17 protein-coding genes and 2 pseudogenes are annotated in these 25,147 nt (G+C 68.5%); 11 read left to right on the forward strand and 8 right to left on the reverse strand.

The features are described from left to right. Nucleotides 1–8 precede the first annotated feature (8 nt). From FREUN1FDRAFT_RS39425 to FREUN1FDRAFT_RS02885, 7 genes are all read left to right on the forward strand, one after another. Nucleotides 9–2,396: a glycoside hydrolase domain-containing protein gene (locus FREUN1FDRAFT_RS39425; protein WP_006538431.1), complete on the forward strand. Its 2,388-nt coding sequence runs from the start codon at nucleotides 9–11 to the stop codon at nucleotides 2,394–2,396. A 68-nt stretch (nucleotides 2,397–2,464) separates the two neighbouring features. Further along, nucleotides 2,465–3,058, forward strand: a complete 594-nt coding sequence (locus FREUN1FDRAFT_RS39430; RefSeq protein ID WP_006538432.1) for an acyl carrier protein — start codon at nucleotides 2,465–2,467, stop codon at nucleotides 3,056–3,058. A 1,181-nt stretch (nucleotides 3,059–4,239) separates the two neighbouring features. Then, nucleotides 4,240–4,713, forward strand: coding sequence for a hypothetical protein (locus FREUN1FDRAFT_RS43400; protein WP_157474221.1), 474 nt, complete (start codon nucleotides 4,240–4,242; stop codon nucleotides 4,711–4,713). Nucleotides 4,714–4,932: 219 nt separating this feature from the next. Beyond that, a complete protein-coding gene (locus FREUN1FDRAFT_RS02870) occupies nucleotides 4,933–5,379 on the forward strand; it encodes a cytochrome P450 (RefSeq protein WP_006538435.1) in 447 nt (148 codons plus the stop codon). A gap of 276 nt (nucleotides 5,380–5,655) precedes the next feature. Then, nucleotides 5,656–6,714 carry a hypothetical protein gene (locus FREUN1FDRAFT_RS02875; RefSeq protein WP_006538436.1) on the forward strand — a complete coding sequence of 353 codons (1,059 nt, stop codon included), beginning with the start codon at nucleotides 5,656–5,658 and terminating at the stop codon, nucleotides 6,712–6,714. Between the two features lie 34 nt (nucleotides 6,715–6,748). After that, nucleotides 6,749–9,100 (forward strand): glycoside hydrolase domain-containing protein, encoded by a 2,352-nt coding sequence (locus FREUN1FDRAFT_RS02880; protein WP_232295016.1) that lies wholly within the window; start codon nucleotides 6,749–6,751, stop codon nucleotides 9,098–9,100. 1,369 nt (nucleotides 9,101–10,469) lie between these two features. Further along, a complete protein-coding gene (locus FREUN1FDRAFT_RS02885) occupies nucleotides 10,470–10,709 on the forward strand; it encodes a hypothetical protein (protein ID WP_006538438.1) in 240 nt (79 codons plus the stop codon). Between the two features lie 77 nt (nucleotides 10,710–10,786). Here FREUN1FDRAFT_RS02885 and FREUN1FDRAFT_RS02890 read toward each other — a convergent pair whose 3' ends face one another. Continuing rightward, a complete protein-coding gene (locus FREUN1FDRAFT_RS02890; protein WP_006538439.1) occupies nucleotides 10,787–13,279 on the reverse strand; it encodes a transglycosylase domain-containing protein in 2,493 nt (830 codons plus the stop codon). Between the two features lie 371 nt (nucleotides 13,280–13,650). Further along, a complete protein-coding gene (locus tag FREUN1FDRAFT_RS02895; protein WP_006538440.1) occupies nucleotides 13,651–14,454 on the reverse strand; it encodes an RDD family protein in 804 nt (267 codons plus the stop codon). Nucleotides 14,455–14,562: 108 nt separating this feature from the next. Here FREUN1FDRAFT_RS02895 and FREUN1FDRAFT_RS02900 point away from each other — a divergent pair, with 108 nt between their 5' ends. After that, complete coding sequence (locus FREUN1FDRAFT_RS02900; RefSeq protein ID WP_006538441.1) at nucleotides 14,563–15,573, forward strand: stage II sporulation protein M; 1,011 nt, start codon at nucleotides 14,563–14,565, stop codon at nucleotides 15,571–15,573. A 61-nt stretch (nucleotides 15,574–15,634) separates the two neighbouring features. Here FREUN1FDRAFT_RS02900 and FREUN1FDRAFT_RS02905 read toward each other — a convergent pair whose 3' ends face one another. Genes FREUN1FDRAFT_RS02905 through FREUN1FDRAFT_RS02925 form a run of 5 tightly spaced genes read right to left on the reverse strand, consistent with a single transcriptional unit; the run spans nucleotide 15,635 to nucleotide 21,480 of the window. Then, nucleotides 15,635–16,933: a DUF58 domain-containing protein gene (locus FREUN1FDRAFT_RS02905; protein ID WP_006538442.1), complete on the reverse strand. Its 1,299-nt coding sequence runs from the start codon at nucleotides 16,931–16,933 to the stop codon at nucleotides 15,635–15,637. Nucleotides 16,934–16,942: 9 nt separating this feature from the next. After that, nucleotides 16,943–18,034: a MoxR family ATPase gene (locus FREUN1FDRAFT_RS02910; protein WP_006538443.1), complete on the reverse strand. Its 1,092-nt coding sequence runs from the start codon at nucleotides 18,032–18,034 to the stop codon at nucleotides 16,943–16,945. Continuing rightward, nucleotides 18,031–19,602: a DUF4350 domain-containing protein gene (locus FREUN1FDRAFT_RS02915; RefSeq protein ID WP_006538444.1), complete on the reverse strand. Its 1,572-nt coding sequence runs from the start codon at nucleotides 19,600–19,602 to the stop codon at nucleotides 18,031–18,033. The genes FREUN1FDRAFT_RS02910 and FREUN1FDRAFT_RS02915 overlap by 4 nt, the downstream gene beginning before the upstream one ends. After that, nucleotides 19,568–20,350 carry a DUF4129 domain-containing protein gene (locus tag FREUN1FDRAFT_RS02920; RefSeq protein ID WP_006538445.1) on the reverse strand — a complete coding sequence of 261 codons (783 nt, stop codon included), beginning with the start codon at nucleotides 20,348–20,350 and terminating at the stop codon, nucleotides 19,568–19,570. The genes FREUN1FDRAFT_RS02915 and FREUN1FDRAFT_RS02920 overlap by 35 nt, the downstream gene beginning before the upstream one ends. After that, entirely contained in the window at nucleotides 20,347–21,480 is a 1,134-nt protein-coding gene (locus FREUN1FDRAFT_RS02925) for a hypothetical protein (protein ID WP_006538446.1), read from the reverse strand. Before FREUN1FDRAFT_RS02925 ends, FREUN1FDRAFT_RS02920 begins: the two co-directional genes overlap by 4 nt. Before the next feature lie 272 nt (nucleotides 21,481–21,752). On the opposite strand from FREUN1FDRAFT_RS02925, the gene FREUN1FDRAFT_RS02930 reads away from it, so the two are divergent. The 3 genes and pseudogenes from FREUN1FDRAFT_RS02930 to FREUN1FDRAFT_RS02940 all read left to right on the forward strand — a co-directional run. After that, complete coding sequence (locus tag FREUN1FDRAFT_RS02930) at nucleotides 21,753–22,640, forward strand: ComF family protein (RefSeq protein ID WP_232295017.1); 888 nt, start codon at nucleotides 21,753–21,755, stop codon at nucleotides 22,638–22,640. A 663-nt stretch (nucleotides 22,641–23,303) separates the two neighbouring features. Next, nucleotides 23,304–24,092, forward strand: a complete 789-nt coding sequence (gene hpf, locus FREUN1FDRAFT_RS02935; RefSeq protein WP_006538448.1) for a ribosome hibernation-promoting factor, HPF/YfiA family — start codon at nucleotides 23,304–23,306, stop codon at nucleotides 24,090–24,092. Between the two features lie 148 nt (nucleotides 24,093–24,240). Continuing rightward, nucleotides 24,241–24,651 (forward strand): annotated as a pseudogene (locus tag FREUN1FDRAFT_RS02940) (response regulator transcription factor); the annotation flags it as partial. On the opposite strand, the pseudogene FREUN1FDRAFT_RS43405 reads toward FREUN1FDRAFT_RS02940, so the two are convergent. Next, nucleotides 24,651–25,147, reverse strand: a pseudogene (locus FREUN1FDRAFT_RS43405) (hypothetical protein); the annotation flags it as partial. The pseudogenes FREUN1FDRAFT_RS02940 and FREUN1FDRAFT_RS43405 overlap by 1 nt on opposite strands.

Below are 25,147 nucleotides of genomic sequence, written 5' to 3' on the forward strand. Positions count from 1 at the left end.
GACGGTAAATGGACGTTCAGGTAAAGAATGCCCAGGAGTGGGTGAACGCGACCTATCAGGGCGTCAGTGGCTACGTCGCCTGCGCGGAGGACGGTATCACCGGATGGGCGACGATGTACTCGCTGACGCGTGCCCTCCAGCACGAGCTCGGCATCACCGCGCTGTCGGATAACTTCGGCAGCACGACGATGAGCATGATGGTCGCCTTCGGTCCCATCTCGAAGGCCACGACGAACGTCAACATGAAGACGATCGTCGAGGCCGCGCTCTACTGCAAGGGTTACTCGGGCGGCGGAATCGACGGCGGCCTCGGCTCCTCGACGCAGAGCGGGCTGATCGCCTGGAAGACAGACATGGGGTTCTCGGCCAGCGGCAACGACAACCCTGTCTCGGCCAAGGAAATGAAGACGCTGCTGACGATGGACGCCTACGTGCTGCTGCCGGGCGGGAACGCCACGGTGCGGTCCGTCCAGCAGTGGATGAACGCTACCTACGTCGGTCGGCAGGCATACCAGATTGTGCCCTGCGACGGGTTCTTCTCCCGTAACGTGCAGTTCGGGCTGGTGCTCGCGATCCAGTATTCGATCGGCATGGCCGACGGGGTCGCGAACGGGAACTTCGGCCCGGGGACCAGGAACGGCCTGCTCACACAGGGGACCGTGAGTATAGGCTCCACCGACTCCGGTAGCCAGCGCTTCGTGAAACTGTTCAAGGCGGCGCTTATCTTCAACGGCCAGGCCGGGGTCGACTGGGGCAGCACGACCTTCACTTCGGCCACCTCCACGGTGGCGATGCGGTTCCAGGCCTTCTGCAAGCTGCAGATGTCGGGCGTCGGTGACTACCCGACATGGTGCAGCCTGATCGTCTCGACCGGCGACCCAACCCGGGTCGGCAAGGCTTGCGACTGCGCGACGCCGCTAAACGCAGCCCGGGCCCAGGCCATCCTGGCCGCCGGGTACGAGACCGTGGGCCGCTACATCACTCATGGCACCATCAATGGCGTCGACAAGATCCTCACCTCCGCCGAGATCGACGTCATCCTTACCAGCGGTCTGAGTTTCTTCCCGATCTATCAGGCCGGCAATAACTCGCTCTCGCAGTTCGACGAGACGCAGGGCGCGGCCCAGGCTCAGGCAGCCCTGACATCGGCGAGAAGCCTCGGGATCCCACGCGGAGCGATCATTTATTTCGCGGTTGATTTTGACGCGACGGCCGACGAGGTGAGCGGCCCCGTCTCTGAATTCTTCAAGGCTGTGAACCAAGTCTTCAAGGATGACGACGGCTACTACCTTGTCGGGGTCTACGGAAGCCGCAATGTCTGTTCGATGATCAGTAAAAAGAACTACGCCATGAGCAGCTTTGTCTCGGGCATGTCGACGGGCTTCAGTGGCAACCTGGGCTTCCCGCTGCCCGCCAACTGGGCGTTCGACCAGATCAGCAACGTGACACTGGCGTCCGGGGCTGCCGGCCAGATCGAGATCGACAACGACATCAAGTCCGGTCGAGACCTGGGTATCTACTCACTCAGCACCGACATCAACCACAACGCACTCTTCATCGCCTGGGTCCAGTGGATCGAGGCACGGGCCGCGGAATGGGCGAGCACGCATTCTGGGAACAGCTTCCAGCAGCTCACCGCCCAGTACATTCGGACCTATCCCGACGCCAAGCTGTATGACAGAACAGATTACGATTCATTCGTCGGGGACGTGAAGTTCTTCGACATGGTCAGCGGGGAGATCGACTACGACTTCATCGATTACTGCACGGATGCCCGACCGCCGAGCCCGGGGATCCTGCGCTGCCCGAAGACCGACATCCTGCTGGACCACCAGCATTTCGGTGCGTCGCTCGGGTCGGTGCTCAAGTTCACCGGGCATTCAGACAAGACGCTGGTCAGCTTGGCGGACTTCGGTGGTTGGATCGGCGATCTGATTACTGCGACGGCAGACTTCTATAAGTCCGGGCAGGTCGACTCCGAGGCCTACAATTACGGCTGTAGTCATATCGGGCTCACAGGCAGCTTCGGGGGTCCGGACATGCTGGCCGACGTCGACGCGATGGTTGTGGGCCTGGCGATCAAAGCGGACCCGACGCGCACGATCTCGGGGCTCCTGGAGTCGCGCTACGAGAATGCCGCCGCGGCGAGTGCCAAGTACCAGGAATTCATCACCGCCCGGTTCGGGACCAACCAGACGTTCGTGGACGCGGTCGAGAACGTGGTTAACCAGGGCCTTGAGGATGACAACGACTACTTCGTCTTCCGCGAAGGGCTATGGGTAGAAGAGGTTGGCATCACGCACCCTCTCCCGCTGGTGAGGTCGTCTCATCCCGATATTTTCAGTGGCATGCTGCAGGCCTTCCTGGACGTGTACTTGGACATCTTCGTCAACTGACCGGTCGGCCCGAGGGTGTCAGCTGACTTAACTGAGTGCTTCCTGTAGGTGTCCTTTGTGGAGTGTAGATGCTCGCTGAAATCCAGGTCAGTGTTGTCGATGAATTCTTCGTTCCTCGTCTTGGGATCGACCCTGCTTCGGTGACACCGGCTACACACCTGCGCGACGAGCTCGGCCTCGACTCGTTGCAGCGTCTGGACCTCTATACCTGGCTGGTCGAACGCGGCACCGATCCGGAGGTGATCCCGCCGGGCGGGCCTCGGACCGTTGCTGAGAGCCAGTCGCTGCTCGACGGCGCAAGCGGCGGGACTGCGGCTGCGGGCACCCGAGTGGTACCCGGGGCGCCACCGGCTGCGGGTGTCGACATCACAGCGCTGCGGGGCGCGGAGCGCAGTCGCGCGCATCCGCCGGTGCTTCACACCAGCCAGTTCGGCCTGCGTCCGGTGGGTCCTGATCACGTGCCATTCCTCTACCATCTCGCGATCCGGGAGGAGGTCGGCTACCGTTGGCGTTTTCGCGGTGCGGTCCCCGATATGGAAACCTTCCAGGCCAACCTGCGCCAAGGCGTTCTCAGTCAGTTCGTCGTGGTAACGGAACCTGCCGGTGAGCTTGCCGGAAGCGTCATCTGCTACAACGCCGATCTGACCCGGGGGATCGGCTAACTCGCTGCCGCGTTCACTCCCGAGCACACCGCCAACGCGCTTCCGGTCGCCGCGGTCAACCTTTTTATTCGTTACGTCTTCCAGGTCTGGAACCTACGCAAGCTGTACCTGGAGATGGTCTCGTACAACTATGATCAGATCGCCAGTGGTGCTGGGCGACACTTCGACGTCGAAGGCAGGCTGAGCGACCACAGCTATTACGACGGTCGTTACTGGGACGAGTATCTTCTCGCGATTCGGCGCCACCATGTCGGCCTGCCTCCTGTGCGGCACCCCGCGTAACCGATCCCGGACTATCCCTGTCGTGCACCGCCGGCGCTGGCCGCCATCCGAGGAGATCCGGTGGCAAGGGGAGGGGTGTTGCGTGCGTGTCTAATTTTTTCGCAGGTCGCCTGGCGACCTGGCCATCGTGAGTCTTTCCTTGTAGCCGGTCTGCTTGCATCGAAATGAAAGGACGACGAAGAGAAGTGCGTGTGAATTTCTTCAACACCGGCGCGGCCGCCGCGACGGCGGTCAGTATGGGAGCCGTGGCTGCTGTGCAGGTCGCAACCGCTGCTCCGGCCGTCGCGGCGTGTGACCAGAGCGATGCAGTCGTAATTGGGACGACATCATCCTGGTATCGAAACTACCCCACGACAACCGGCGATCTCGGCGACTTCACCGTCAAGTACAGTTCGAGTTGTAACACGGAATGGGCCTATCTCTCGTTGACCGGCACTGTCCCGTCCGGCGCAAGCGCCTGGGGGACGTATACGAACTGGTCTGGGGACCACACATGTAATGTCGCAGTAGGTGGTACAACTTGCAGTACCGTGCCACAGACTGTCCACTGCGGTGTTGGCGTAAGCTCGTCAACAGCTTACAAGCAGAGCACCGAACCGGCGTTGTGGAGAACTCAGCCGCAGCTCGTTGGTGTGCACTGCTGAGGAGCGCCCACCAGTTTCTTAGCCTGACCTCGACCTTTCGCGGGGCGGGTCGACGACGAAGGTCCGATCTCTCGGTCGGCCGTCCGAGGGCTTAGACGCTGCCAAGCCCTCGGACGGCCGACCGCGGTATGGGTTCTCCCGCGAGCGGCGTCGGTGATGGCTACCGGCCTGCCGTAAATCTCAGGTCGAGCTTTGATTTCGACTGCGGCAGCCATGGGCCAGGCGTGGTCGGCATCTCCACCGAAGAACGAAATCGTGTCCAACGAGAAAGGCGAGATCGTGTTGAATGCCAGGAATATTGCTGCCCGGGTCGCTATTGGTGCGTGCGGTCCGGTCGCCCTCACGATGGCAGGAGGCGCTTTCAATCCTGCCTCCGCCGCCTCCGCTGTCACGGTGCCGTGTAGCTCGCCCGCGGTCGGCACCCTCAGAGTCGATGCGGCCAATGTTCAACACATCACCGAGTTGCAGGAGGGTGTGTTCACATCTGGTACCGCGAACTGCTACATCTCGAACAGCAATCACAACGACCTTACCGTGGCTGTTCAGATTTACAAGAATGGCAGTTGGAGCAATGTGGCGACGGGGCACCTTGCTGGGTACGGCACGATGCTTGAATTTGCATCGGTTGCTTGTCCCGCGAACGCCAGCTACCGGGGGGCCGCGATTGTCACTACTGGTGGCTCTGTGGTCACAGGGACGGTAACCGAACCCGAATGGATTACCTGTTGATGTCGTGATTCGCTGACGCGGCGGCCGTCTCCAGGATCTCGGCGGTGTTCCTGGCTAACCCAGGTTGCCCAGGTGAACGGATTCGGGGTACCTGTCGCACAGGGGGCAGGTGGGCCCGGCCCCCTGTGCGGGGTTTAGGTCCTGCCGAACTCTCTGAATCGGTCAGTCCCGGTCTGGGTTCTCCCGCCTGCGATTCCGAAGGCGGCCACCCTCCTGCCCTTGGCGGGTGTCGGGTCCGCGGCAGGCAGACCCGCCGAGGACCTCCTCACCGAGCTGGTTCAGGCGGAGGTCGACGGCACCCGCCTCAGCACCCAGGAAATCGCCTCCTTCTTCATCCTCCTGGCGATCGCCGGCCAGGAGACCACCCGCAACGCGATCAGCCTCGGCCTCTGGGCCCTGCACAACAATCCGGCGGCACGCCAGGCCTGGGCCGCGGACTTCGACCGGCTGGCCCCCACCGCTGTCGAGGAGATCCTCCGCTACTGCACGCCGATCGCCACAATGCGTTGCACAGTGACGCACGACACCGCACTGAACGAGCATCACCTGACTGTCGGCGACAAGGTCCTGATCTTCTACGCCGCCGCCAACCGGGACGCTGCCTGGGCTCCCACCTGGCCCGCGCCGAGCTCACCGCCATCTTTCGGGAGATCTTCCGTGCTGTGAAATCAGCTCGATCCGATGGTGCGACAGCCAGATTCAGCCCACTCCACCAGGCGCCCGCCGCCACCAGGGAAACGAACATGCCGGCCCAGGAGAACCAGCCCGGAGGTCGTCCCGACAGGCGGCGCGCCGGTGTGCGGAAACAGTGAAATGCCTCGGCCGACAGCAACCACGATCTCCGGTATCACCGGAACGGCGTGGAATTTCGCCGCGCCGGGCGGCCGCGGCCCACGGTCGGGATAACGGGCGCCGCATCCTTCTCACTCGAAAGGTTGTCAGATGGAGCAGGAACGAGACGGGCGCATCGGTCGGCGGACATTACTGCAATGGGGTGTGGCCGGCGTCGTCGTGGCCGGGCTGTCGGCTGGAACGCAGAGCGTCGCGTTCGCCGCGCCGCCCAGCCCGGCGAGCGGGCCACTCTCCCTCGGCCCCACCCCGGGCGGACTTACCTCGATCCTGGTCCCGGGCGCCAGCCAGGCCGTGGAGGTCCCCTACGACCTCGGCGTGACGATTTCCGGCGGGGCGGCGGGGTTGGCAGGCGGGTCCGTCCTGACGTTCCAGTTCGACCCGCTTCTGTACGACCTCACTCCGCAGGTGACCGCGACCAGTGGCACGGGAACGCTGCCCGCCGCGGGCCAGCCGGCCACGACCGACACCAGGACCGGACTGACCACGGCAACGGTGACGCTGAACGACGCGGTACCCCCGGGCGGCACCGCCACCGTGATCGTCGGCCACCTCAGGCCCCGCCGCTACCCCTACGACATCGTCCGCGGATTCAAGCAGTCAGAAGCCGCAGTCACCGACCACCGGACGAAGGAGCGTCGGTCGCGCGGGCTGAGCGGGCGGGCGGCCGCCCCCGTCAACGAGCAGCCGTGGGGGTTCGAGGCGGGGGTGTTGTGGCAGCCCATCGCCTGGGGTTCAGGTTTCCGGTCCTACTGCGCCCGGGAGGCGTCGGTTCATTCGACGGGGCCGGGACCGGTACCGGCCGGGTACCGGGTCCGGGTCATGGCCGACCCGGCGGTCGTCCGTTCGGTCCGGGTGCTGGGTGCGTTCGACGGCGCGGCGGTCGCCGGTTCGGCGGCCGACCTCGCCCTGCCCGGTGTCCGGGGTGTCGAGTGGACGGCCAAGTCGCCGCTCGCGGCCGGTCGGCGAGTGCGGCTCCAGCTGGCGGTGACCGTCGCCGCGCCCGGCGGCGACCTGAAGAGCATCAAGCATCCGATGGTCGAGCTGATCGGCCCCGAAGCTCATCGCGGCGCCCAGCGGACGACCTACCTGGAGTCGGTGATCAGGGACGACAGCATCTACGACGCCGAGACCAAAGCCAGATTCGCCTGAGCGCGGTGGAGAGGAACGGGCAATGGATCTTTGGGTGAAAAATGCTCAGATATGGGTCAATAATACCTATCAAAATGTCAGCGGATATGTCCCGTGCGCGGAGGACGGGATCACCGGTTGGCAGACGATGTACTCACTGACGCGGGGCCTCCAGCACGAGCTCGGCATCACCGCGCTGTCGGACAATTTCGGCAGCACGACGATGAGCTTGATGACCACCTTCGGTCCCATCTCGAAAAACACGACGAACGAAAACATGAGGGAGCTCGTCGAGGCTGCTCTCTACTGCAAGGGATATTCGGGTGGTGTAATCGATGGCACCTTCGGCTCCTCGACCCAGAGCGGGCTGATCGCCTGGAAGACCGATATGGGTTTCGCGGCCAGCGGCAATGACAACGCGGTCTCGGCCAAGGAAATGAAGACGCTGTTAACGATGGACGCCTACTCGCTGCTGCAGGGCGGGGACCCCATGGTGCGGTCCATCCAGCAGTGGATGAACGCGACCTACATCGGCCGGCAGGCGTACCAGATCGTGCCCTGCGACGGGTACTACTCTCGCAACGTGCAGTTCGGGCTCGTGCTCGCGATCCAGTATTCGATCGGCATGGCCGACGGAGTCGCGAACGGCAACTTCGGCCCGGGGACCCGGGACGGCCTGCTCAACCAGGGCACCGTGACCGTGGGCTCCACCGACTCCGGCAGCCAACGCTTCGTGAAACTGTTCAAGGCGGCGCTCATCTTCAACGGCCAGTCCGGAGTCGACTGGGGCAGCACGACCTTCACCTCGGCCACCTCCACAGTGGCGACGCGGTTCCAGGCCTTCTGCAAGCTGCCGACCACGGGTATCGGCGACTACCAGACATGGTGCAGTCTGGTCGTCTCGACCGGCGACACGAACCGGGTCGGCAAGGCCTGCGACTGCGCGACGCCACTGAACACAGCCCGGGCCCAGGCCATCAAGGCCGCCGGGTACGAGACCGTGGGTCGCTACATCAGCCACGGCATCATCAACGGCGTCGACAAGATCCTTACCGCTGCCGAGATCGGGGTCATCTTCGCTAACGGTCTGAGCTTCTTTCCGATCTACCAGCAAGGCAACAACGCGGTCACGAGTTTCACTCAGGAAGAGGGCGAGGCTCAGGCTCAGGCCGCCCTGGCCGCAGCGCGTAGTCTCTCGCTCCCGTTCGGAACGATCATCTATTTTGCGGTCGACTACGACGCGACGACCGAGGAGGCAAACAGTTTCGTCACGAATTTCTTCTCAGGCGTTAGATTAGTCTTCGACGCGGACGACAACTACTACTTCATCGGGGTCTACGGCAGCCGCAACGTCTGCTCGATCATCTCCCGCCAAGGCTACGCCGTGAGCAGCTTCGTCAGTGGCATGTCGACCGGCTTCAGTGGCAACCTGGGCTTCTCGCTGCCCAGCAACTGGGCATTCGACCAGATCAGCGGCCGGACGCTGGCGTCCGGGGCGGCCGGCCAGATCGCGATCGACAACGACATCAAGTCCGGTCGCGACCCGGGCGTCTCCTCGCTCACCGTCGGCGTCGACCACAACGCGAACTTCATCAGCTGGGTCCAGTGGATCGAGGCCCGGGCGCAGGAATGGGCGAGCACGCATTCAGGGAACAGTGTCCAGGAACTCACCGCCCAGTTTATACGGGACTTTCCCGCCGCCGGGCGGTACGACAGTTCAGATTTCGACGAGGTGAGCGGTCCTATCGACCACGGCTTCAGGGACTACTGCGTGGCGGCTGGGGCGTCTCAGCCAGACGTCCTGCGCTGTCCCAAGACCAGCCTTTTTCTGGACCATCAGCACTTCGGTGCGTCGCTCGGGTCGGTGTTCAAGTACGCCGTGAATTCGGACAGGACCGTGATCACCCTGGGGGATTTCGGTAGTTGGGCCGGCGATCTGATCACTGCGTCCGCCGACTTCTACATGTCCGGGCTGGACTACTCCGCGGCCTACGATTTCGCCTACACGCGCATCGGGGCCCCACATTGGGAAGACTTCAGCTTCACGGGTGGGGACGTGCTGGCCGACGTCGACGCGATGGTGGTCGGCCTGGCAATCAGAGCGGACCCGGCGCGTTCCATTTCGGGGCTCCTGGCTGCGCACTACGCGAATGCCGTCACGGCCGCTGACAAGTACCTGGAGTTCATCAACGCGAGATTCGGGAGCGAGCAGACCTTCGCCGACGCGATCGTGAAGGTGTTCACACAGGGCGCCATGGAAGGCAACGACTACGCACTCTTCCGTGAAGCTCTGTGGGACTTCAACACACATAGACTCCTCGCCGTGGAGTACGTCCAGAATATGGATCTCTTCGAGGACACGATGCAGGCCTTCTTCGACAAGTACAACGACCACTTCGTCAACTGACCGGGTGGCCAAGAGTGCCAGCTGGCGTGCCCGCACACTTCCTGTAACTGTCCATTTGTGGAGCGAGGATGCTCGCTGAAATCCAGCTCATTGCTGTCGAAGACAGGTTGAGCGACCACGGCTGTTACAGCGGCTGTTATTGGGGCGAGTGCGTGCTGCGTCAGCGGGCAGCGGTCCGGCCGTGACGGTCCGGCCGTGACGCGATTGTCACTACCCGCGGCTCCGTGGTCACAGGGCGGTAACCGAGCCCGAATGGATTACCTGTTGATGTCCCGATTCGCTGCCGCGCCGACAGGAGGCGGCGGCCGTCTCCAGGATCTCGGCGGCGCTCCTGGCCAACCCAGGTCGCCCAGGTTTCTGTAGGGAAGAGAGGGGAGTGTCGTATGTGCGTTTAATGCCACGTCATAGGTTGCCCCGGCGACCTGATCCTCATGGGTTGCTTGCCTGGTGGCGGGCTGCCTGTATTAATATGAAAGGATTGGCCAAGGAAATGCGGGTGAATTTCTTCAACACGGGTGCGGCCGCCGCGACGGCGGTCAGTATGGGGGCCGTGGCTGCTGTGCAGGTCGCAACCGCTGCTCCGGCCGCTGCGGCGTGCAGCACTGACGATGCAGCAGTAATCGGGACGACATCCTCCTGGTTTCAGAATCCCTCGATACCCGGCGATCTCGGCACGTTGACCGTCAAGTACAGTGCGAGTTGTAACACGGAATGGGCCTATCTCGAATTGAACGGTCCTCTTCCGTCCGGGGCAAGTGCGCACGCGGTATACGGAAGGGAGAATACTCCTAGTAGCACTTGCTATGTCGGAGTTGGCGAAACGGGCTGCAGTACCCCGCCGCGATACATAAACTGCTATGGCTACGTAGGTGGGGCGCAGGCTTTCAAAGTGACTACCAGCCCGGCATATTGGCATACTGAAGCCGTCTGGGGTGTGTACTGCTGAGGAGGTAGTGCCAGCGAGTCATAGGTGGGCAGGGGTCCGCAGGGCCCGTTTCGCAGAGATCGGTCAACCACGGCGTGCTCATTACCCTGGTCGACACCCTGGTCGACGCTCGTCCGCAGATCGTCGTCGCCTGCTCCTCGACCGGTACGGGTCCCGTGGGCAGCTCATCGACACGGTCACGCCCTGGACAGGGCGCAACCGGGACAACGACCCGGACGTGAAGGCCGCGTCGGTCTGGACCCGTGACCAGCGCCCCAGGTCGTGGTGGGCGGTCTGGGCCTACGCCGCCAAGCGCGCCGCCCGGGACAGGCCGACGCTGACCGCGCAGGAGAACCGGGCGATCTTCTCGCCGTCGACGACGGCGAGAAGATCGCCCGACCGCGCCCGCCGGCTTGTCGGGCTGTCGGATAGGCCGCCAGCGCGGTGCCCTGGCCGGGTCGTTCTCCGTCGGCCCCCGCCGAACCCGCCGGGGGCATCCAGCTCTCGCACGCCGCGAACGTCCTCGACGACCCCGCCGACCTGGCCGGACGGATCGGAGCGGCGGTCTTGGCCTCGCCGCTGCCCCACCGGGGGCTGTGGGTCAGCCCCCGGGTCGTCAAACGCACGATCTCCAAGTACGCCACCAACACCAGCAAGGGCCGAATCCGCGGCCGCAGGCGCTAGACGGGTCTGCCGAGCTCTCGGAGCGGGCAGTCGCGGTTTGGGTTCTCCCAGGAGCCCAGGAGCGTTTCGGCGGGCGTCTATCGGCGCGATCCGCTGCCGCCACCGGCACCGGATTGCTGGCCTCCGCCGGTCTGTTGGCTGCCGCTCCCGGTCCGCTGGCCTGTCTGGCCAGAGGTGGCGGCTCTCGGGGTCTGGGTGCTGGTCAGGCCGGGGATCTGGATGCCCTGCAGGAGGTCATCGACGCTCGGCAGGGTGGGTGTCGGCGGGGCGGGCACGGTGTTCATCAGGCGGCCGCCCTTCGTGCCCTTGGCGGTTGTCGGGTCCGCCGCAGGCAGCGCCACGACCGGCTGATCCTTCAGCGCAGCCTTCATTGTGCGGCCCCAGATGAGCGCCGGTAGGTCACCGCCGTAGACGTGCGTCCAGTGCTGCCCGTCGGCATTGATGTTGCTCAACGGGTTGCCTTCAGGCCCGTTGGGATCGCCGACCGCCACCGCTGCCGCGATCTGTGGGGTGTAGCCGACGAACCAGGCACTGGAGAAGGCGTCGTTGGTGCCGGTCTTGCCGGCGGCGGGGTGGTCGAAGCGGGCCTTGGTGCCCGTTCCGTTGGTGAGGACACCGGCCAGGATGCTGGTCACCGTGTCCGCGACACCCTCGTCCAGAGCCCGCTCGCATTTCGGGGTGTTGCCGACGTCGATCTGCTGGCCGGCGGAGTCGACCACCGAGGTGGCGAACTGCGCATCGCAGCGGATCCCGCCCGCTGCCAGCGTCGAGTAGGCCATGGCCATGTCCAGGGGGGTGACCTTTTTGTTGCCGATGGTCAAGCCCCCGTCGGTGGGGTCGACGCTCCCGGGACGGTCGGGGTCGGCGCTCCCGAGGTGATTGGGATCGACACCGAGCCGAGTGGCCATCTCAGCCACGGCCGGCACCCCGATTTCCTCTTCGAGCTGGATGAAGTAGGTGTTGACCGAGTGCCAGGTCGCGTCGTCCATGCGATATACGCCGGCCTCGGCGGGGTCGGAGTTCTGGTAACCCTTGCGACAGTCGCCCGTCCTTCGCTCGAGCGGGAAGGCGTCGGACTCGTAACAGGCCGGTGAGTAGTAGGCCGTGTTGACGCCATACCCCTGCTCCAGGGCTGCGGCGAGGGTGAACGTCTTGAAGGTCGATCCGGGCTGGAATACAGGCCCGACCGTGTCTGAGCCGGCCGGCAGCGGAAGCACCGTCTGGTTGGCGGCCACGTCGTGCCCGTAGGTGCGGTTGACCGCCATGGCGAGGATCGCACCGGTGCCGGGCTGGATGGCGACCTCCGTGGCGGACACCCGGTTGTCCCGGGGAATGGTCGCGTCGACCACGGTCTGAGCCGCCTGCTGCACCTGCATGTTGAGGGTGGTCTTGATGATCAGGCCACCCTCGTAGATGCGGCGGTTCCGTTCTTCCTTGGTGTCGCCGAGTGCCTTGTTGTTCTGCAGCTGGGTGCGGACGTAGTCGCAGAAGAACGGCGCCTCGGACTTCTCGCAGGAGTCCTGCGTGGTGGGTCGCTCCTTGATGACGTCGATCGGCATCTGCTTCGCCGCGTCCGCCTGGGTCGGGCTGATGTAGTGCTCGTCCGCCATCCGGGTCAGCACGGTGTTGCGCCGTTCGAGGGCCGCGTCCGGGTGGTTCACCGGGTCGTAGGCGGAGGGGCTCTGCACCAGGCCGGCGAGCAGGGCCGCCTGGTCCAGGGTGACGTCCTTGATCGAGACGCCGAAGTAGTGCTCGGCGGCGGTGCCCACCCCGTACGCGCCGTCACCGAAGTAGGCGATGTTCAGATACCGCTCGAGGATCTCGTCCTTGGTGAACCGCTTCTCGATCTCGACGGCGTAACGCAGCTCGCGCAGTTTGCGGTCCAGCGAATCGCCGGCGACGGCCTCCCGAGCCTCGTCGGTCGTCGCGTCCTGGAGCAGGACGTTCTTCACGTACTGCTGGGTCAGGGTCGAGCCACCCTGGGTGGTGGTACCGGCCTCGCTGTTGCGCGCGGCGGCCCGCAGGACGCCCTGTGGGTCCACCCCGTGGTGCTGGTAGAAGCGGGCGTCCTCGATCGAGACGATCGCCTCACGCATGATCTTCGGGATGTCGGCGCCGGGTGCGACCTCCCGGTTCTCGGCGCCCCTGAGAGTCGCGATGACGGTCCCGTCCGAGGCCAAGATCTTGGAGGCCTGCGGGAGCGGGGGAGTCACGAGGTCCGACGGCAGTGCCAGGAAGTGGTCGGCCGAGGCCTTCGCGAACAGCCCGACCGCGCTCAACAGGGGCAGAACGAGCAGGCCGACGGTGACGCCCATCGCGGTCACGACGAGGCCGATGCGGGTGAGCTGGCGGCGGCGGTTGACGGGACGGACCAGGCCGACGGTCGGTGGGCCGAACGGAAGATCGTCGGGGGCGCGACCGATCTCGTCGGGGGCCCCGCCGTCGCCGGAGCCGCTGCGACCGGAGCCGTTGCGACCGGAGCCGCTGCCACCGGAGCTGTTGTGACCGGAGCCGTTGCCGCCGCGCGCCGAACCGGACGAAACCCGGCGGCGGGCGGGAAGCGTCGCCAACCGGCCGGCCTGACCCCGCAACCGCCCGGCGGGTGTGCCGCCGTGCCCTCTCGAGTCGCCCTCAGACGCGGCGTCACCGCGAACCGGGGATGCCGACTCCCGTCCCTGCGCCGTCGTTGTCACCCCCAACGTCCGGTCCGGCCAGGTGGGCCGGAACTCGTTCTGGCGGACCCGCCAAGCATGCTTGACACCGCGCCGCTCCGCTCACCCGGGCCCTGGGAAGGTCATCAGGTGCGGGCTCCGGCGCGTGGCCCGGGGGCGCAAGATCCGAATTGTCGCGATCACCCCGGAGGATCCCGTCGGGTCAGACGCTAGACGACGCCCGTCAGTTCCGGCCAGCCGGCCCGGTCACATATCACCATCTGCCGGGACTACCCAGGGTGTCGCGGCGGGTGGGCCCCAGTTGTGGTGATCATGCGCTGGTAGGCGCGGCGGGTGCGCTCGGCGAGCACGGTGGACAGCACGGCCCATTCGGGCGTTCCCGGGGGCGGGGGTGGGGTGACGGCGGCGAGGACCTCGGACAGCAGCTCGCCGCCCATGCGGGTCCGGGCGTCATCCGAGAGCTGGTTCGCGCGGTCCAGGAACCGCCGGGTCCGCGTCGCCAGGGCATCGTCGACGCCGGTCAGGTCCAGCAGGGCCGCCCAGCCGGCCAGCTGCGGGGGGACCACGGGTGCCATCCCGACCGTGCGCGGCACCCGCACCTGCAGAACGATGGTCCCGGCGACGAGGTCGCCCAGCCGCTTGGACCGGCGTGAGACGGTCATGCTGATGATCGCGGGCAGGGCGAACAGCACCCCGGGGCGTTCCGCCACGACGCCGACCAGCCCTCTGACCAGCGCATGGCGGAAGCGGATCGGCCCACCGTCGTCGCGGACGACCCGCAGGCCCAGCGCCATCTTGCCGAAGGTGCGTCCGCGCAGGAGCGTCTCGCAGGCCACCGGGTAGCCGAGCATCGTGACCACGTAGACGGCCAGGACCAGGGCCGTCAGCATGGCTTCGTCGTCCGGCCCCACGACCTCGAGCGTTCCGATGACGATGGCGATCTGGGCGACGGTCTGGACGGCCAGATCGACTATTCCGGCGATCATGCGGGAGCCGAGCCGTGCCACACGCAGGTCGATGGGCACGGCCTCGCCCGTGACCACCTGGTTCGTTTCCAGGCCGAGCCCGCTCACCGGCGGCTTCCGGGGTCCGCGGGCCGCTGATTGGTCATCTGTACCCCGCTCGTGTTTTCGTGCCCGGCACGCAGTGCCATGTGCCGGTCTGGAAGAGTAAGAGTAGCCATGGACCTCGATGCGTATGTCGCCGTCCACCGTCCCGAGTGGGTCCGGTTGGGCCAGCTTGTCGACCGTGCCGCGCGCCCCCGGCGGATGCCGATCGGCGAGCTGGACGAGCTGGTCGATCTGTACCAGCGCGCGGCCACCCACCTGTCGGTGATCCGTGATCGTTCCCATGACCCGCGCCTCGTCGAGGATCTGGCGGGCCTGGTCATCCGGGCGCGGGCCGCGGTCGTCGGCGCCCCGGATGTCGGCTGGCACGTCCCCGCCAGGTACTTCGCGGTGACCTTCCCGGCGGCGGTCTACGCGCGCTGGCGCTGGGTGGTCGGGGTGACGCTGGGCTCGCTGCTGCTCGCGCTGGCCAGCGCGCTGTGGATTCTGAACGACGCGCAGGCCCGTGCCAGGGTCATCCCGCCCGACGAGGTGACGGCCCTGTGCCGGCATGACTTCGCCTCGTACTACTCGGAGCACCCGGCGTCGTCGTTCGCCAGCCTCGTCTGGACCAACAACGCGTGGGTATCCGCGCAGGCGGTGGCGCTCGGAGTGCTGCTCGCCGTGCCCACGCTGCTGGTCCTGGGGCTGAACGCGCTGAACCTCGGCATCATGGGCGGCTACATGGGCAGCTGCGGCGAGGGCGGCCAGTTCTTCTCGCTGATCCTCCCGCACGGCCTGCTGGAGCTCACCGTGGTCTTCGTCGCCGGCGCCGTCGGCCTGCGGCTGGGCTGGGCGATCATCGCCCCGGGAGCCCGCCGCCGCTCCGAGGCACTGGCCGCCGAGGGGCGCGCCGCCGTCGGGATCGTGCTCGGAATGGCGGTCGTGCTCGCGGTGTCCGGGGCGATCGAGGCGTTCGTGACCCCGTCCTCGCTGCCGACCGCTGTCCGCATCGGTATCGGCGTCGTGGCCTGGGCCGGGTTCGTCGCCTACGTGTGGATCTACGGCCGCCGGGCCACCGCGGCCGGCGAGAGCGGCGATCTGGACGCGGCCCTCGCGCAGGACCTCGCGCCAGTCGAAGCCTGACCGGGACGGAGTTCCGGGCTCCGGGGGCCGGCGTTCAGGGCCGGCGTTCAGAGCCGGGGCTTCAGAGCCGGCCGTGGGCCTTCAGCGCGAGGTAGGTGTCGGTGACCGCCGTCGCGTACTGGGCGGGCGCGACGTCGACGACCTCGACCCCGCGCTGGCGCAGCACGGCTGTCAGCTCACGCCGGCGCAACAGGGCCTGTTCCGCGGCCGCGGCCGCGTAGACCTGCGCGACGTCGCCATGCCCGGCGGCGAGTTCGTCCAGCCGCGGGTCGCGCAGGGCGGCCACCAGCACGGTGTGCCGGGAGATCAGCGTGGGCAGCGCCGGCAGCAGGCTCTCCTCGATCACCGCCGGCACCAGGTCCGTGAAGATCACAACAAGGGCCCGGCGGGACGCCGCCCGCAGCACCGTGGTGGCCATCACCTCGTGATCGGCTTCGACCAGCGCCGGCTCGAGGGTCGCCATCGCCTCGCTCATCCGGGCCAGCAGGCCCTGGTCACGCGCGTGCGCGACGGTCAGCCGCGCGGCGCTGTCGTACGCGGTCAGGCCCACCCGGTCACCGGCCCGCAGCGCCACCGCGGTGAGTAGCAGCGCGGCGTCCATCGCGTGGTCGAGGCGGGGGACGTCGCCGACGCGACCGGCCGAGGTCCGGCCCGAGTCCAGCACGCAGATGACGCGGCGGTCCCGTTCCGGGCGGTAGGTACGGACGACCACCGAGCCGTGGTGGCGGGCGGTGGCGCGCCAGTCGATCGTCCGCACGTCGTCGCCCACGACGTACTCACGCAGGCTGTCGAACTCCGAGCCGGCGCCGCCGCCGCGCAGCGCGACCTCGCCCTCCACCTCGCGCAGCCGCGCCAGCGCGGCCGGCAGGTGCCGGCGGGAGAGGAACGGCGGCAGTACCCGCAGTCGCCAGGGTGCCTGGTGGCGGCCCTGCCGGCCGGCCAGCCCCATCGGGCCGAGGGAGCGCACCGTGATCCGGACGGGCTCCCGGTCCCCGCGCCGGGTCGGGCGCAACGTCGTCTCAAGGAAACGCCGCTCACCCGCGGGCACCGTGACGGTGTGCACGCGGGGCTGGGCACCGGCCGACGGCACCCACGAATCCCTGACTCGCGCCCGCAGCGTCCGACGTCCACCGTTGGCGACGGTCAGCATAAGGGTCACCGGCTGCCCGAGCCGGGCCGACGTGGGGCCCGACCGGCTGAACGCGCACAGGCGCACCCGGGCCGCCAGCCCCAGGTCGACGGCGACCAGCAGGAGGATCAGAAGGTTCACGAGCACGAAGGCCAGGCCGGGGTCGGGGGAGAGGCCCACCACGACGATGCCCAGCGCGACCAGCGCGACTGTACGGCCGGTGACAGCCACGGTCGGCCGCTACCGGGGAACGGGCACGACGGCGAGCACCTGGTCGAGCACGATGTCGGCGGTCACACCATCCTGCTCGGCCTCCGGGCGCAGGCTGATGCGATGGCGCAGGGTGGACCGGGCCAGCGCCTTGACATCATCCGGCGTCGCGTAGGCGCGCCCGGACAGCCAGGCCCACGCGCGGGTGGTGGCCAGCAACGCCGTCGCGCCGCGAGGGGAGACCCCGAGCTGGACGGCCGGCGCCGACCGGGTGGCCCGCGCGATGTCCACGATGTAGCCGAGCACCTCGCGCTGGACCTGCACCCGGGCCGCCGCGGCCTGCGCCGCCGCGAGATCGGCCGGGCCCGCCACCGGCCGGACCCCGGCCGCCGCCAGGTTCCCCGGGTCGAAGCCTTCGGCGTGATGAGCCAGGATGCGCACCTCGTCCTCGCGTGGCGGGAGCGGCAGCGTGACCTTCACCAGGAAGCGGTCGAGCTGCGCCTCCGGCAGCGGGTAGGTGCCTTCGTGCTCGATCGGGTTCTGGGTGGCGAGGACGGCGAACGGCGACGGCAGCCGGCGCGCCTGCCCGTCCACGGTGACCTGCCGTTCCTCCATGACCTCGAGCAGCGCGGCCTGCGTCTTCGGCGGGGTCCGGTTGATCTCGTCGGCGAGCAGCAGGTTCGTGAAAACCGGCCCCTGGCGGAAGGCGAACTCGCTGGTCCGGTTGTCGTATACCAGCGAGCCGGTGACGTCGCCGGGCATGAGGTCCGGGGTGAACTGCAGGCGCTTGGTCTCGAGCGACAGCGCCGCCGCCAGCGTCCGGACGAGCAGGGTCTTCGCCACGCCCGGCACACCCTCGAGCAGGACATGGCCGCGGCACAGCAGCGCGACCACCAGCCCGCTGACCGCGGCCTCCTGGCCTACGACCGCCTTCGCGACCTCGTTGCGCAGCGCCATCAGCGACTGCCGGGCGGTCTCGGCGTCGGGCGGAGGAGGCGTCCGGGGCGTCGGCGACGGTGAGCGCAGCGTCTCCGAGCCCATGGATTGCGGCTCGGAGGCCACTGGCATTGCCGTCTGCGGGGACGACTCGGTCGGAGCCGCACCGGAGTTCGGGGACGTCACCTTCTGCCCACCTGTCGATCGAGTTCGTGTAGTTCGCCGGCCAGCCGGACGAGCGTGATGTCGCTGTCGGTCGCGGGCGCGGCCTCCGCGCTGGTTGCCGCACCGGCCACCGTGCCCGTGGGCCCGATGTACTGGCCAGTGCCGTGTGGAGGTGGTGCGGCCCCTCCACCGGGGGTGTGCTGGTGGCTCCCAGGGCCCCAGGACGGATGGCCCGTGGGTGCTATGTCCGAACCGTACAGGAGCGATCGGATCTCTATGGGTGACCGACCGGTCTGCTCCGCGACCGCGGCCACCAGCACGGTCGGTTCCGGTTCGTGCGGGGGCCGCGCAGGGCCGGCGGGGGCGCCGTGCTGGATGCCCAGCCGGTCCGCGAGCCGGACCCGCAGGCCCGCCCGCAGCGCCGCGGCGGCCCCTTCGCGGGCACGCGCGGCGGCGTAGAGGCGGCCGCGGCCCTCGACGGTTTCCGCGGAACGCACCACCACCGGCAGCGGCTCGGTGACGGGCGGCCCCAGGCGCCGCCCTTGCCACAGGGCGAAGACGACCAGCGCGACGAGGGCCTGCAGGAAACCGACCCAGAACCCGTCCGGCAGCAGGTCGGCCAGGCTCTGCCCGCCGACCGCGCCCTCGCTCGCGACGGCCGGTGTCACCCAGTCCAGCTGGGTGTGCCGGGCCAGCAGGCCGACGGCCAGCGCGGCGTTCCCGGACTCGTCCAGCGCGCCGTTGGTGAGGAAGTCGCCGCTGCCCAGGAGAACCAGCCGGCCGCTGGTCTGTTCGGTGAGCCCTGGCCCGGTCGGGGTGAGGACGGCGAGGCGGGCGGCGTCGGGGAAGCCGTAGCAGAGCTCCAGCTCGATGCCGTTGCCAGACCAGCCCTCATGACCCGATCGGAGGATGTCGTCCGCCCGGGTGAACCGGACGTCGGCCCCGATCGTCGTCGTGCCGGCCACCGTCGCCTCCGGCAGCCCGCACCGGGGCTGGACCTGTCCGTCGGCGAACGCCGCCGCGGGGACAGCCGCGACCGGCATCTCCAGCGCCGCCACGGCGGCCTCGAACGGCGCGACCAGCACGACGTCCGAGCCGGTGTCGGCCAGGTTGACGAGAGCCTGGAGATCGGCCGGGGACAGCAGGTCCGGGTCGGTCACGACGACCGTGCGAGACCCGTCGGCGCCCGCGGAGCGCCGACCCTCGGCAGCTGGACCGGTATCCGTCAGCTCCGCGGGGACCGACTGCTGCGCCGAGACGGTGACGCCCCGCTCGCGCAGGATCTCCGCGACGGCCAGCGTTCCGTGCGGGCCCGGGGAGCCGATGTCGAGGTACCGGTCACCGCTGGGCCGGCTCGCCACGGCCGCGAGCACCGCGTACACGGTCACCACCGTGGCCAGGACCGCCGCCAACCGTAAGGCGGCACGCACCGTCGTGGCCCCCGGGCCGCTGCGGACATGTGTCGGCGAGCCCACCCCCGCCGCCGGCCGGTTGGGGCCGTCGGTCGAGCCGGGACCGGCGCCGGGGGCCGCGGCGGGCTGGCCGGTGGCGCGGTCATGCCCGGACCGGCGGGGCGTCGTCGGGGGCACGATCCCGGCCGATGGATCCGCGGATGCGCCCGAGGCTCTCGTCCGCGCGCACGACCACCTCGTAGGCCTCCAGGTTCGCCGGCCTGCCGCCATACCAGATCTCGCTGAACACCTCGACCGCGACAGCCAGTGTCACGATCGGGTCGGACGGCCCCCCGCTCGTGGTCTCGCCGGCCAGCGGCCGGACTGTGGACGGGGGGCCGGCCACGGCTCGCAGATCGCTGATCAGCTCGTTCGCGGTGCGCCCGGGCCGCGGATCGAGAACGCCGCGTTCCTCCAACATCCGGGCGATGGCGCGCAGCCGGGATCGCACCGCCTCCGCGTGGTCCCCGCGTTCGGCCTGGGCACGCGACAGCGCCCGCAGCTGCGCGGCGGTGAGCGGACCGGGCGACGTGGCCTCGTCGAGCTGCTCGAGCCGGGCGGAGCGCCGGACCGGGCCCAGCCACACGCGGAGCACCACCACGAGCGCGACCAGGACGATGACCAGCGCGAGAACGCCGAGGCCCTGGAAACCGCCGAGGCCGGAGTCCGGATCCGGGGTGAGCCAGTTCCACAGGTCGGCCAGCCGGTCGTTGATCCAGTGGATCGTTCGGCTGAACCAGCCGCGCTCGTCATCCCGGTAGATGCTCCTGGACAGCTCCCGGTGGGCCTCCTCGCGGGCGCCGTCCCTGGTGACCGGCCCACCCGGAAGGCCACCGGACGACGCGGCCACGGTCGTCGGGTGAACGCCCGGGCGGGCAATGATCATGATCCGGTGCTGCGTTGCCGAGCCGCCTCGGCCAGCGTCACGTCCAGCCCCTCCTTGCGGATGCGCTGATCTATGTAGAGCAGGACGGCGGTGCCGGAGAGGATCGGGGTGGCGATGGTCGTTCCGATCAGTGTCCCGATCGCGTTGACGATGTGGCCGGCGATGGTCAGGTCGGTCAGCGTCGAATCGGCGAGGGAGTCGGATGAGTCCAGGATGACGGTGGTGATGACACTGACGATCATCATCAGGATGCCGCCGACGAGGCCGGCGAGCAGCCCGATGCCGAACACCCGCCACCAGGCCCCGCGGACGAGGTCGCGCGAGCGGCGCAGCGCCCCTCGCACGGTCTGCCCTTCCAGGACGTAGGCCGGGGAGGCGAGGCTCAGAAAGACGGCGACCACGATCGCGCCGACGAGAAGCGCTATGAGCCCCAGGGCGGACAGCAGCATCACGGCGATGCTCAACACGACCAGGCCGCCCAGGCGCGGTGCGGCCCGCCTGATCGCCGCGCCGGCCGAGATCCGTGAACCGAGCGCCGCCTCGCTCACCACCACGGCGAGCACGCCGGAGAGGAAGATCCCCAACGCGGTGGTCAGCATGAAGATCAGTGCTTCGAAGATGATCGACGCTCCGGTCGAGGAGTCCTCGCCCGCGATCATGATGATCGTGATCACGATCTCGACCACCGCGGACACACCGAGAGTCAGCCCCAGTGTGGCGCCCGGGTTCGCGCGGATCGTGGAGAAGATCCCGTCGAGGATCTCGCCGACCGACAACGGGCGCAACGGGATCACCCCCGGCTTGGGCGCGATCGGCGGCCGGCCCCACGGGCCGGGGCCCCAGCCCGGGGGAGGCTGGCCCGGCGCCTGGCCGGGCCAGGGCTGCTGCCCGCCGGACGGATCCCAGCCGCCGGGCGAGCCCCAACCGCCGGGTGTGCCCCAACCGCCCGGGGCGCCAGGCCCGTCGCCCGGCGGCTGCCCGGGAGCCTGCCAGCCGCCCGGGGTGCCCCCGTCGCCGCCGGCTGACGGCGGACTCCAGGATCCGGGAACTGGCGCGCCCCAGGAACCGGGGGATGCCGGCCCGGCCGGTCCGGGCTCATCGGGAGGGGTCTGACCGGCCCCGTCCGCCATCGTGGTCTCCCTGTGCTCGTGCCGTGCCGTGCGGCTTCTGCCGACTGGCGTACCCGGCACCGCACATCGTCGCAGATCGGCTACGTCCACAACGCGATCGGGCGGTCGACGGCGAGAGCGAACCGTTGATGTCCGTCCGGGGTTCATGGCCGCGGTTGGGTGTCCGGATCGAGACCGGGCGGGTCTGTGCACAGAAACGCACTGCGTTTGTCGTTGTCCACAGAGCGGCCCACGGCGGGCCTGGCGCGGTGGGCACGATTCATGCTCGTTTCGTGACCACATCTCCCGTCCGCCGCGGAGCGCCAGGCCAACACCGCGAAGCGGCAGGCCTGTGCGAAGCGGCAGGTCCGCGTGAAGCGTCGGGCCTGCCGCGTCTGCGTGAGGCGCTGGCGATTCTCGCGGATCTCGTCCTGCCCAGGGCCTGTGCCGGCTGCGGGCTGCCGGGGTACGCGGCCTGCGCCTGGTGCGCCGCCGCGCTGGCGGGTCCCCTGGTTCTCGCCGCTCCGGGTCCCACGGCCAGCCCGGGGCGGCGAGGTCACGTCACTGGTGCCTCGTCGTCCCCGTTCCCCACCGTCGCCGCGGCTCGCTTCGAGGGGGCGGCCCGGGCACTGCTGATCGCCTACAAGGAGCGGGGACGCGTCGACCTGGCCCGGGTTCTGGGTGGCGCGCTCGCGCGGGCCGTGGCGGTGGCCGGTCGCGATCTTCACCGGCGGCAGCGGGCTGATGCGGTGGTACTGGTGCCGGTCCCCACGACCGCGGCGGCCCGGCGGAGGCGCGGGCTCGATCATGTCGCTGGCCTCGCGGCGGTCGCGGCCAGGGTGCTGACCCGGTCGGGCACGCGGGCTCGGGTAAGCGGCGCGCTTCGTGTCCTGCGGGCCGGTGTGGACCAGGCCGACCTCGGTGCGGCGGATCGGCGTCGCAACCGCTCGGGTGCCTTCACCACGCACCCGGGGGCCCGGCCGCCGTGTCGGCGCGAGATCGTGATCGTGGTCGACGACATCATCACCACCGGCGCGACGGCCGCGGAGGCGATCCGTGCGCTGCGGGCAGGTGGCTGGGCGCCGTCGGGTGCGGCCGCGATCGCGGCGACACCACTGCGGAGCGCGGGTGCGCCGGCGCGACGCGCCACCCTTCGGGATTGCCCGCCGTACTCCGGCTGAAGGAGGAAACTGGGTGCACGCGCTCCGCTCCCGGAGCCGACGGCGCGAGCTCATGGCGAACGCCGCACCGCAGCGCAGAGGCGGTCATCCGGGGTGAGGGCACCGTGGCACACCTGCCACCGCGGCGGATGTGGCCTACGGCCCCCGCCCTGCCTGCCGTCCAAGGCTGCCGGGCCGGGGTAGGAGCGTGGCGAGGCGGGTCTCACTGACCGTGTCCAGAGACGCTGCGGCGCGTTCAGGGGCTCCGTAAGCCGGGTCGGAATCTCCCGATTTCGGCAGGTCGGTTCCGGCATGGATCCGCCCGATGTGGGGAAGGAGCCGAGCGTGGCGGGTCGGTGGAAATCGCGCCGATGCCGTGGTCACCGGGCAGAGCGTCAGGTGCTCTCACGAAAGGAGACGTCTCGCGGCGCCACTGTCACAAGCCGGCACCAACGAGCCTTTTCCGAAGTCGACTCGGGCTCGCGGCACCCCTGAGACCGCGGGCCGTGCGGTGGAAAAGGCTCGATGACTGACACCAGGAACGTTGACAACCTTCGGTGGGATCCCCCGGCGTGGGTCGACATTTTGATCCGTTCCGGAAAACCGCCGAGGCAACCGACTCGCTGGCCGTGCTGATCGAACGTGGATCGGCCGGCTGGGCCAGGTGAACGGGAGGTGGATCGCGTGGACATCGTGGTCAAGGGCAGGCACACCGCGGTTCCGGAACGGTTCCGCAGGCATGTCCAGGCCAAGCTCGCCAAGCTTGAGCGGCTCGATTCCAGAGTGATGCGGGTGGACGTCGAACACTCGAAGGAGACCAATCCTCGACTGTCCGGCATGTCCGACCGTGTCGAGCTGACCGTCTATTCACGCGGCCCGGTCATCCGTGCGGAGGCTTCCGCGGGCGACCCGTACGCGGCACTCGACCGCGCCGCGGCCAAGCTCGCCGAACGCCTGCGGCGTGCCGCCGACCGGAGGGTCCGCCACCACGCCAACCACGCCGGCGCGAACCATCCGGGGCCCGGCCGGGCGGGAGCCCTGCAGGCGGACCTGGTCCTCCAGAGCACGGGCGAGCAGGTTTCCAACGGCGCGGGCGGAGCGGTCATGGGCGTGTTGCACGGCGTTCCGGGCGGGGAGTCCACGGCCGCCGCGGCGGGCAGCGGGAGTGCCGGCGGCGACCGTTGGTCGGATGCCGAGAGCGGCCACGAATCGGACTACTCACCGATGGTGGTACGGGAGAAGACCCACGCGGCCGCGCCCATGACTCTCGACGACGCGCTGTCCAACATGGAACTCGTCGGCCACGACTTCTACCTGTTCCTCGACGCGAACAGCGGTCTGCCCAGCGTCGTGTACCGCAGGTGCGGATACGACTACGGCGTCATCCGGCTCGCGGGCTCGGCGGGCCAGAACGGCTCGGGCGACATGAACGGGTCGCGAGAACGCGCGGCGGCGGTCATTTCCGCCGTGTGAGGGTCGATCCCCCCGGCCGACGTGGGACCATTTGCCTCGGGTGTCGGACTCCCGGCATCGGTGCACACGGCGGGTTCCGTGGGGCGTGCCTGCGACGAGGGGTCGTCGCAGGCACGCCCCACCGGGGCGGTTCCAGGGGAGGTCGGAGATGACGGTGGACGAGCGGCGTTCCGAGGAGGCGCTGCGGACGCCATCGGAGGCGAATCCCATCCGGGTGCTGATCGTTGACGACCACGCGTTGTTCCGCCGCGGCCTGGAGATGGTCCTGGCGCAGGAGGTCGACATCGAGGTCGTCGGTGAGGCAGCCGACGGCTCGGAAGCGGTCACCATGGCGGCCGAGATGGCGCCGGACATCGTCCTCATGGACGTTCGCATGCCGCGCCGCGGCGGGATCGACGCCACGAGTGCGATCAAGGAGAAGGTGCCGAGCGCGAAGATCGTCATGTTGACGATCAGTGACGAGGAGGCCGACCTCTTCGACGCGATCAAGGCGGGTGCCATGGGCTACCTGCTCAAGGAGATCTCGATCGACGAGGTGGCCGCGGACATTCGCGCGGTCTACAACCAAGGCCGCGTAGTTAAGTGATCTCGGTTGCTGTCAAGGGTGTTTGAGGTCAGGGTGTAGGTCGCTCGGTCGGTCTTGTGGAGGAGCCCCTGGCGGGCCCACTGCGACATCCGGGTGCGGAAGCTGTTGATGTTCGTGACGTGGAGGATCCGGGCGATGTCCCTGCTGTGCCAGGCGCGGTGAGGATCGCCGCGCAGGAGGTCCAGGACGTCGGTCGCGGTGGGTGCCGGGCGGTGGGATGGCTGGTCCGGTGCTGTCGGGTCGGTGTCCGGTGGTGGCACGGCGGGCCGGGTGAGCGCCGGGGTGGCTTGCCGGGGTGGTGTCCGGTTGCGGTGGCTGGCCGCGGGTGTGGCGGGGGTGGCTGGGGGGTGGATCTCGGTGGTCACGGTCGCGATGCTGGTGGTGACCAGTGGCCGGTCGTCTCCGGCGGGCCGGGCGTGGTAGCGGGAGAGGGGGGACGTTGGACCTTGCGGGTGCTGTAACGGGCTCG

This window comes from Parafrankia sp. EUN1f, from assembly GCF_000177675.1.
Lineage (GTDB): Bacteria > Actinomycetota > Actinomycetes > Frankiales > Frankiaceae > Parafrankia.

Excerpts from the sequence above, each read along its gene's own strand:
- FREUN1FDRAFT_RS39425 (WP_006538431.1), top strand. The coding sequence starts at position 9 with ATGGACGTTCAGGTAAAGAATGCCCAGGAGTGGGTGAACGCGACCTAT.
- FREUN1FDRAFT_RS39430 (WP_006538432.1), top strand. The coding sequence starts at position 2,465 with ATGCTCGCTGAAATCCAGGTCAGTGTTGTCGATGAATTCTTCGTTCCT.
- FREUN1FDRAFT_RS02875 (WP_006538436.1), top strand. The coding sequence starts at position 5,656 with ATGGAGCAGGAACGAGACGGGCGCATCGGTCGGCGGACATTACTGCAA.
- FREUN1FDRAFT_RS02900 (WP_006538441.1), top strand. The coding sequence starts at position 14,563 with ATGGACCTCGATGCGTATGTCGCCGTCCACCGTCCCGAGTGGGTCCGG.
- FREUN1FDRAFT_RS02920 (WP_006538445.1), bottom strand. The coding sequence starts at position 20,350 with ATGATCATTGCCCGCCCGGGCGTTCACCCGACGACCGTGGCCGCGTCG.
- FREUN1FDRAFT_RS02925 (WP_006538446.1), bottom strand. The coding sequence starts at position 21,480 with ATGGCGGACGGGGCCGGTCAGACCCCTCCCGATGAGCCCGGACCGGCC.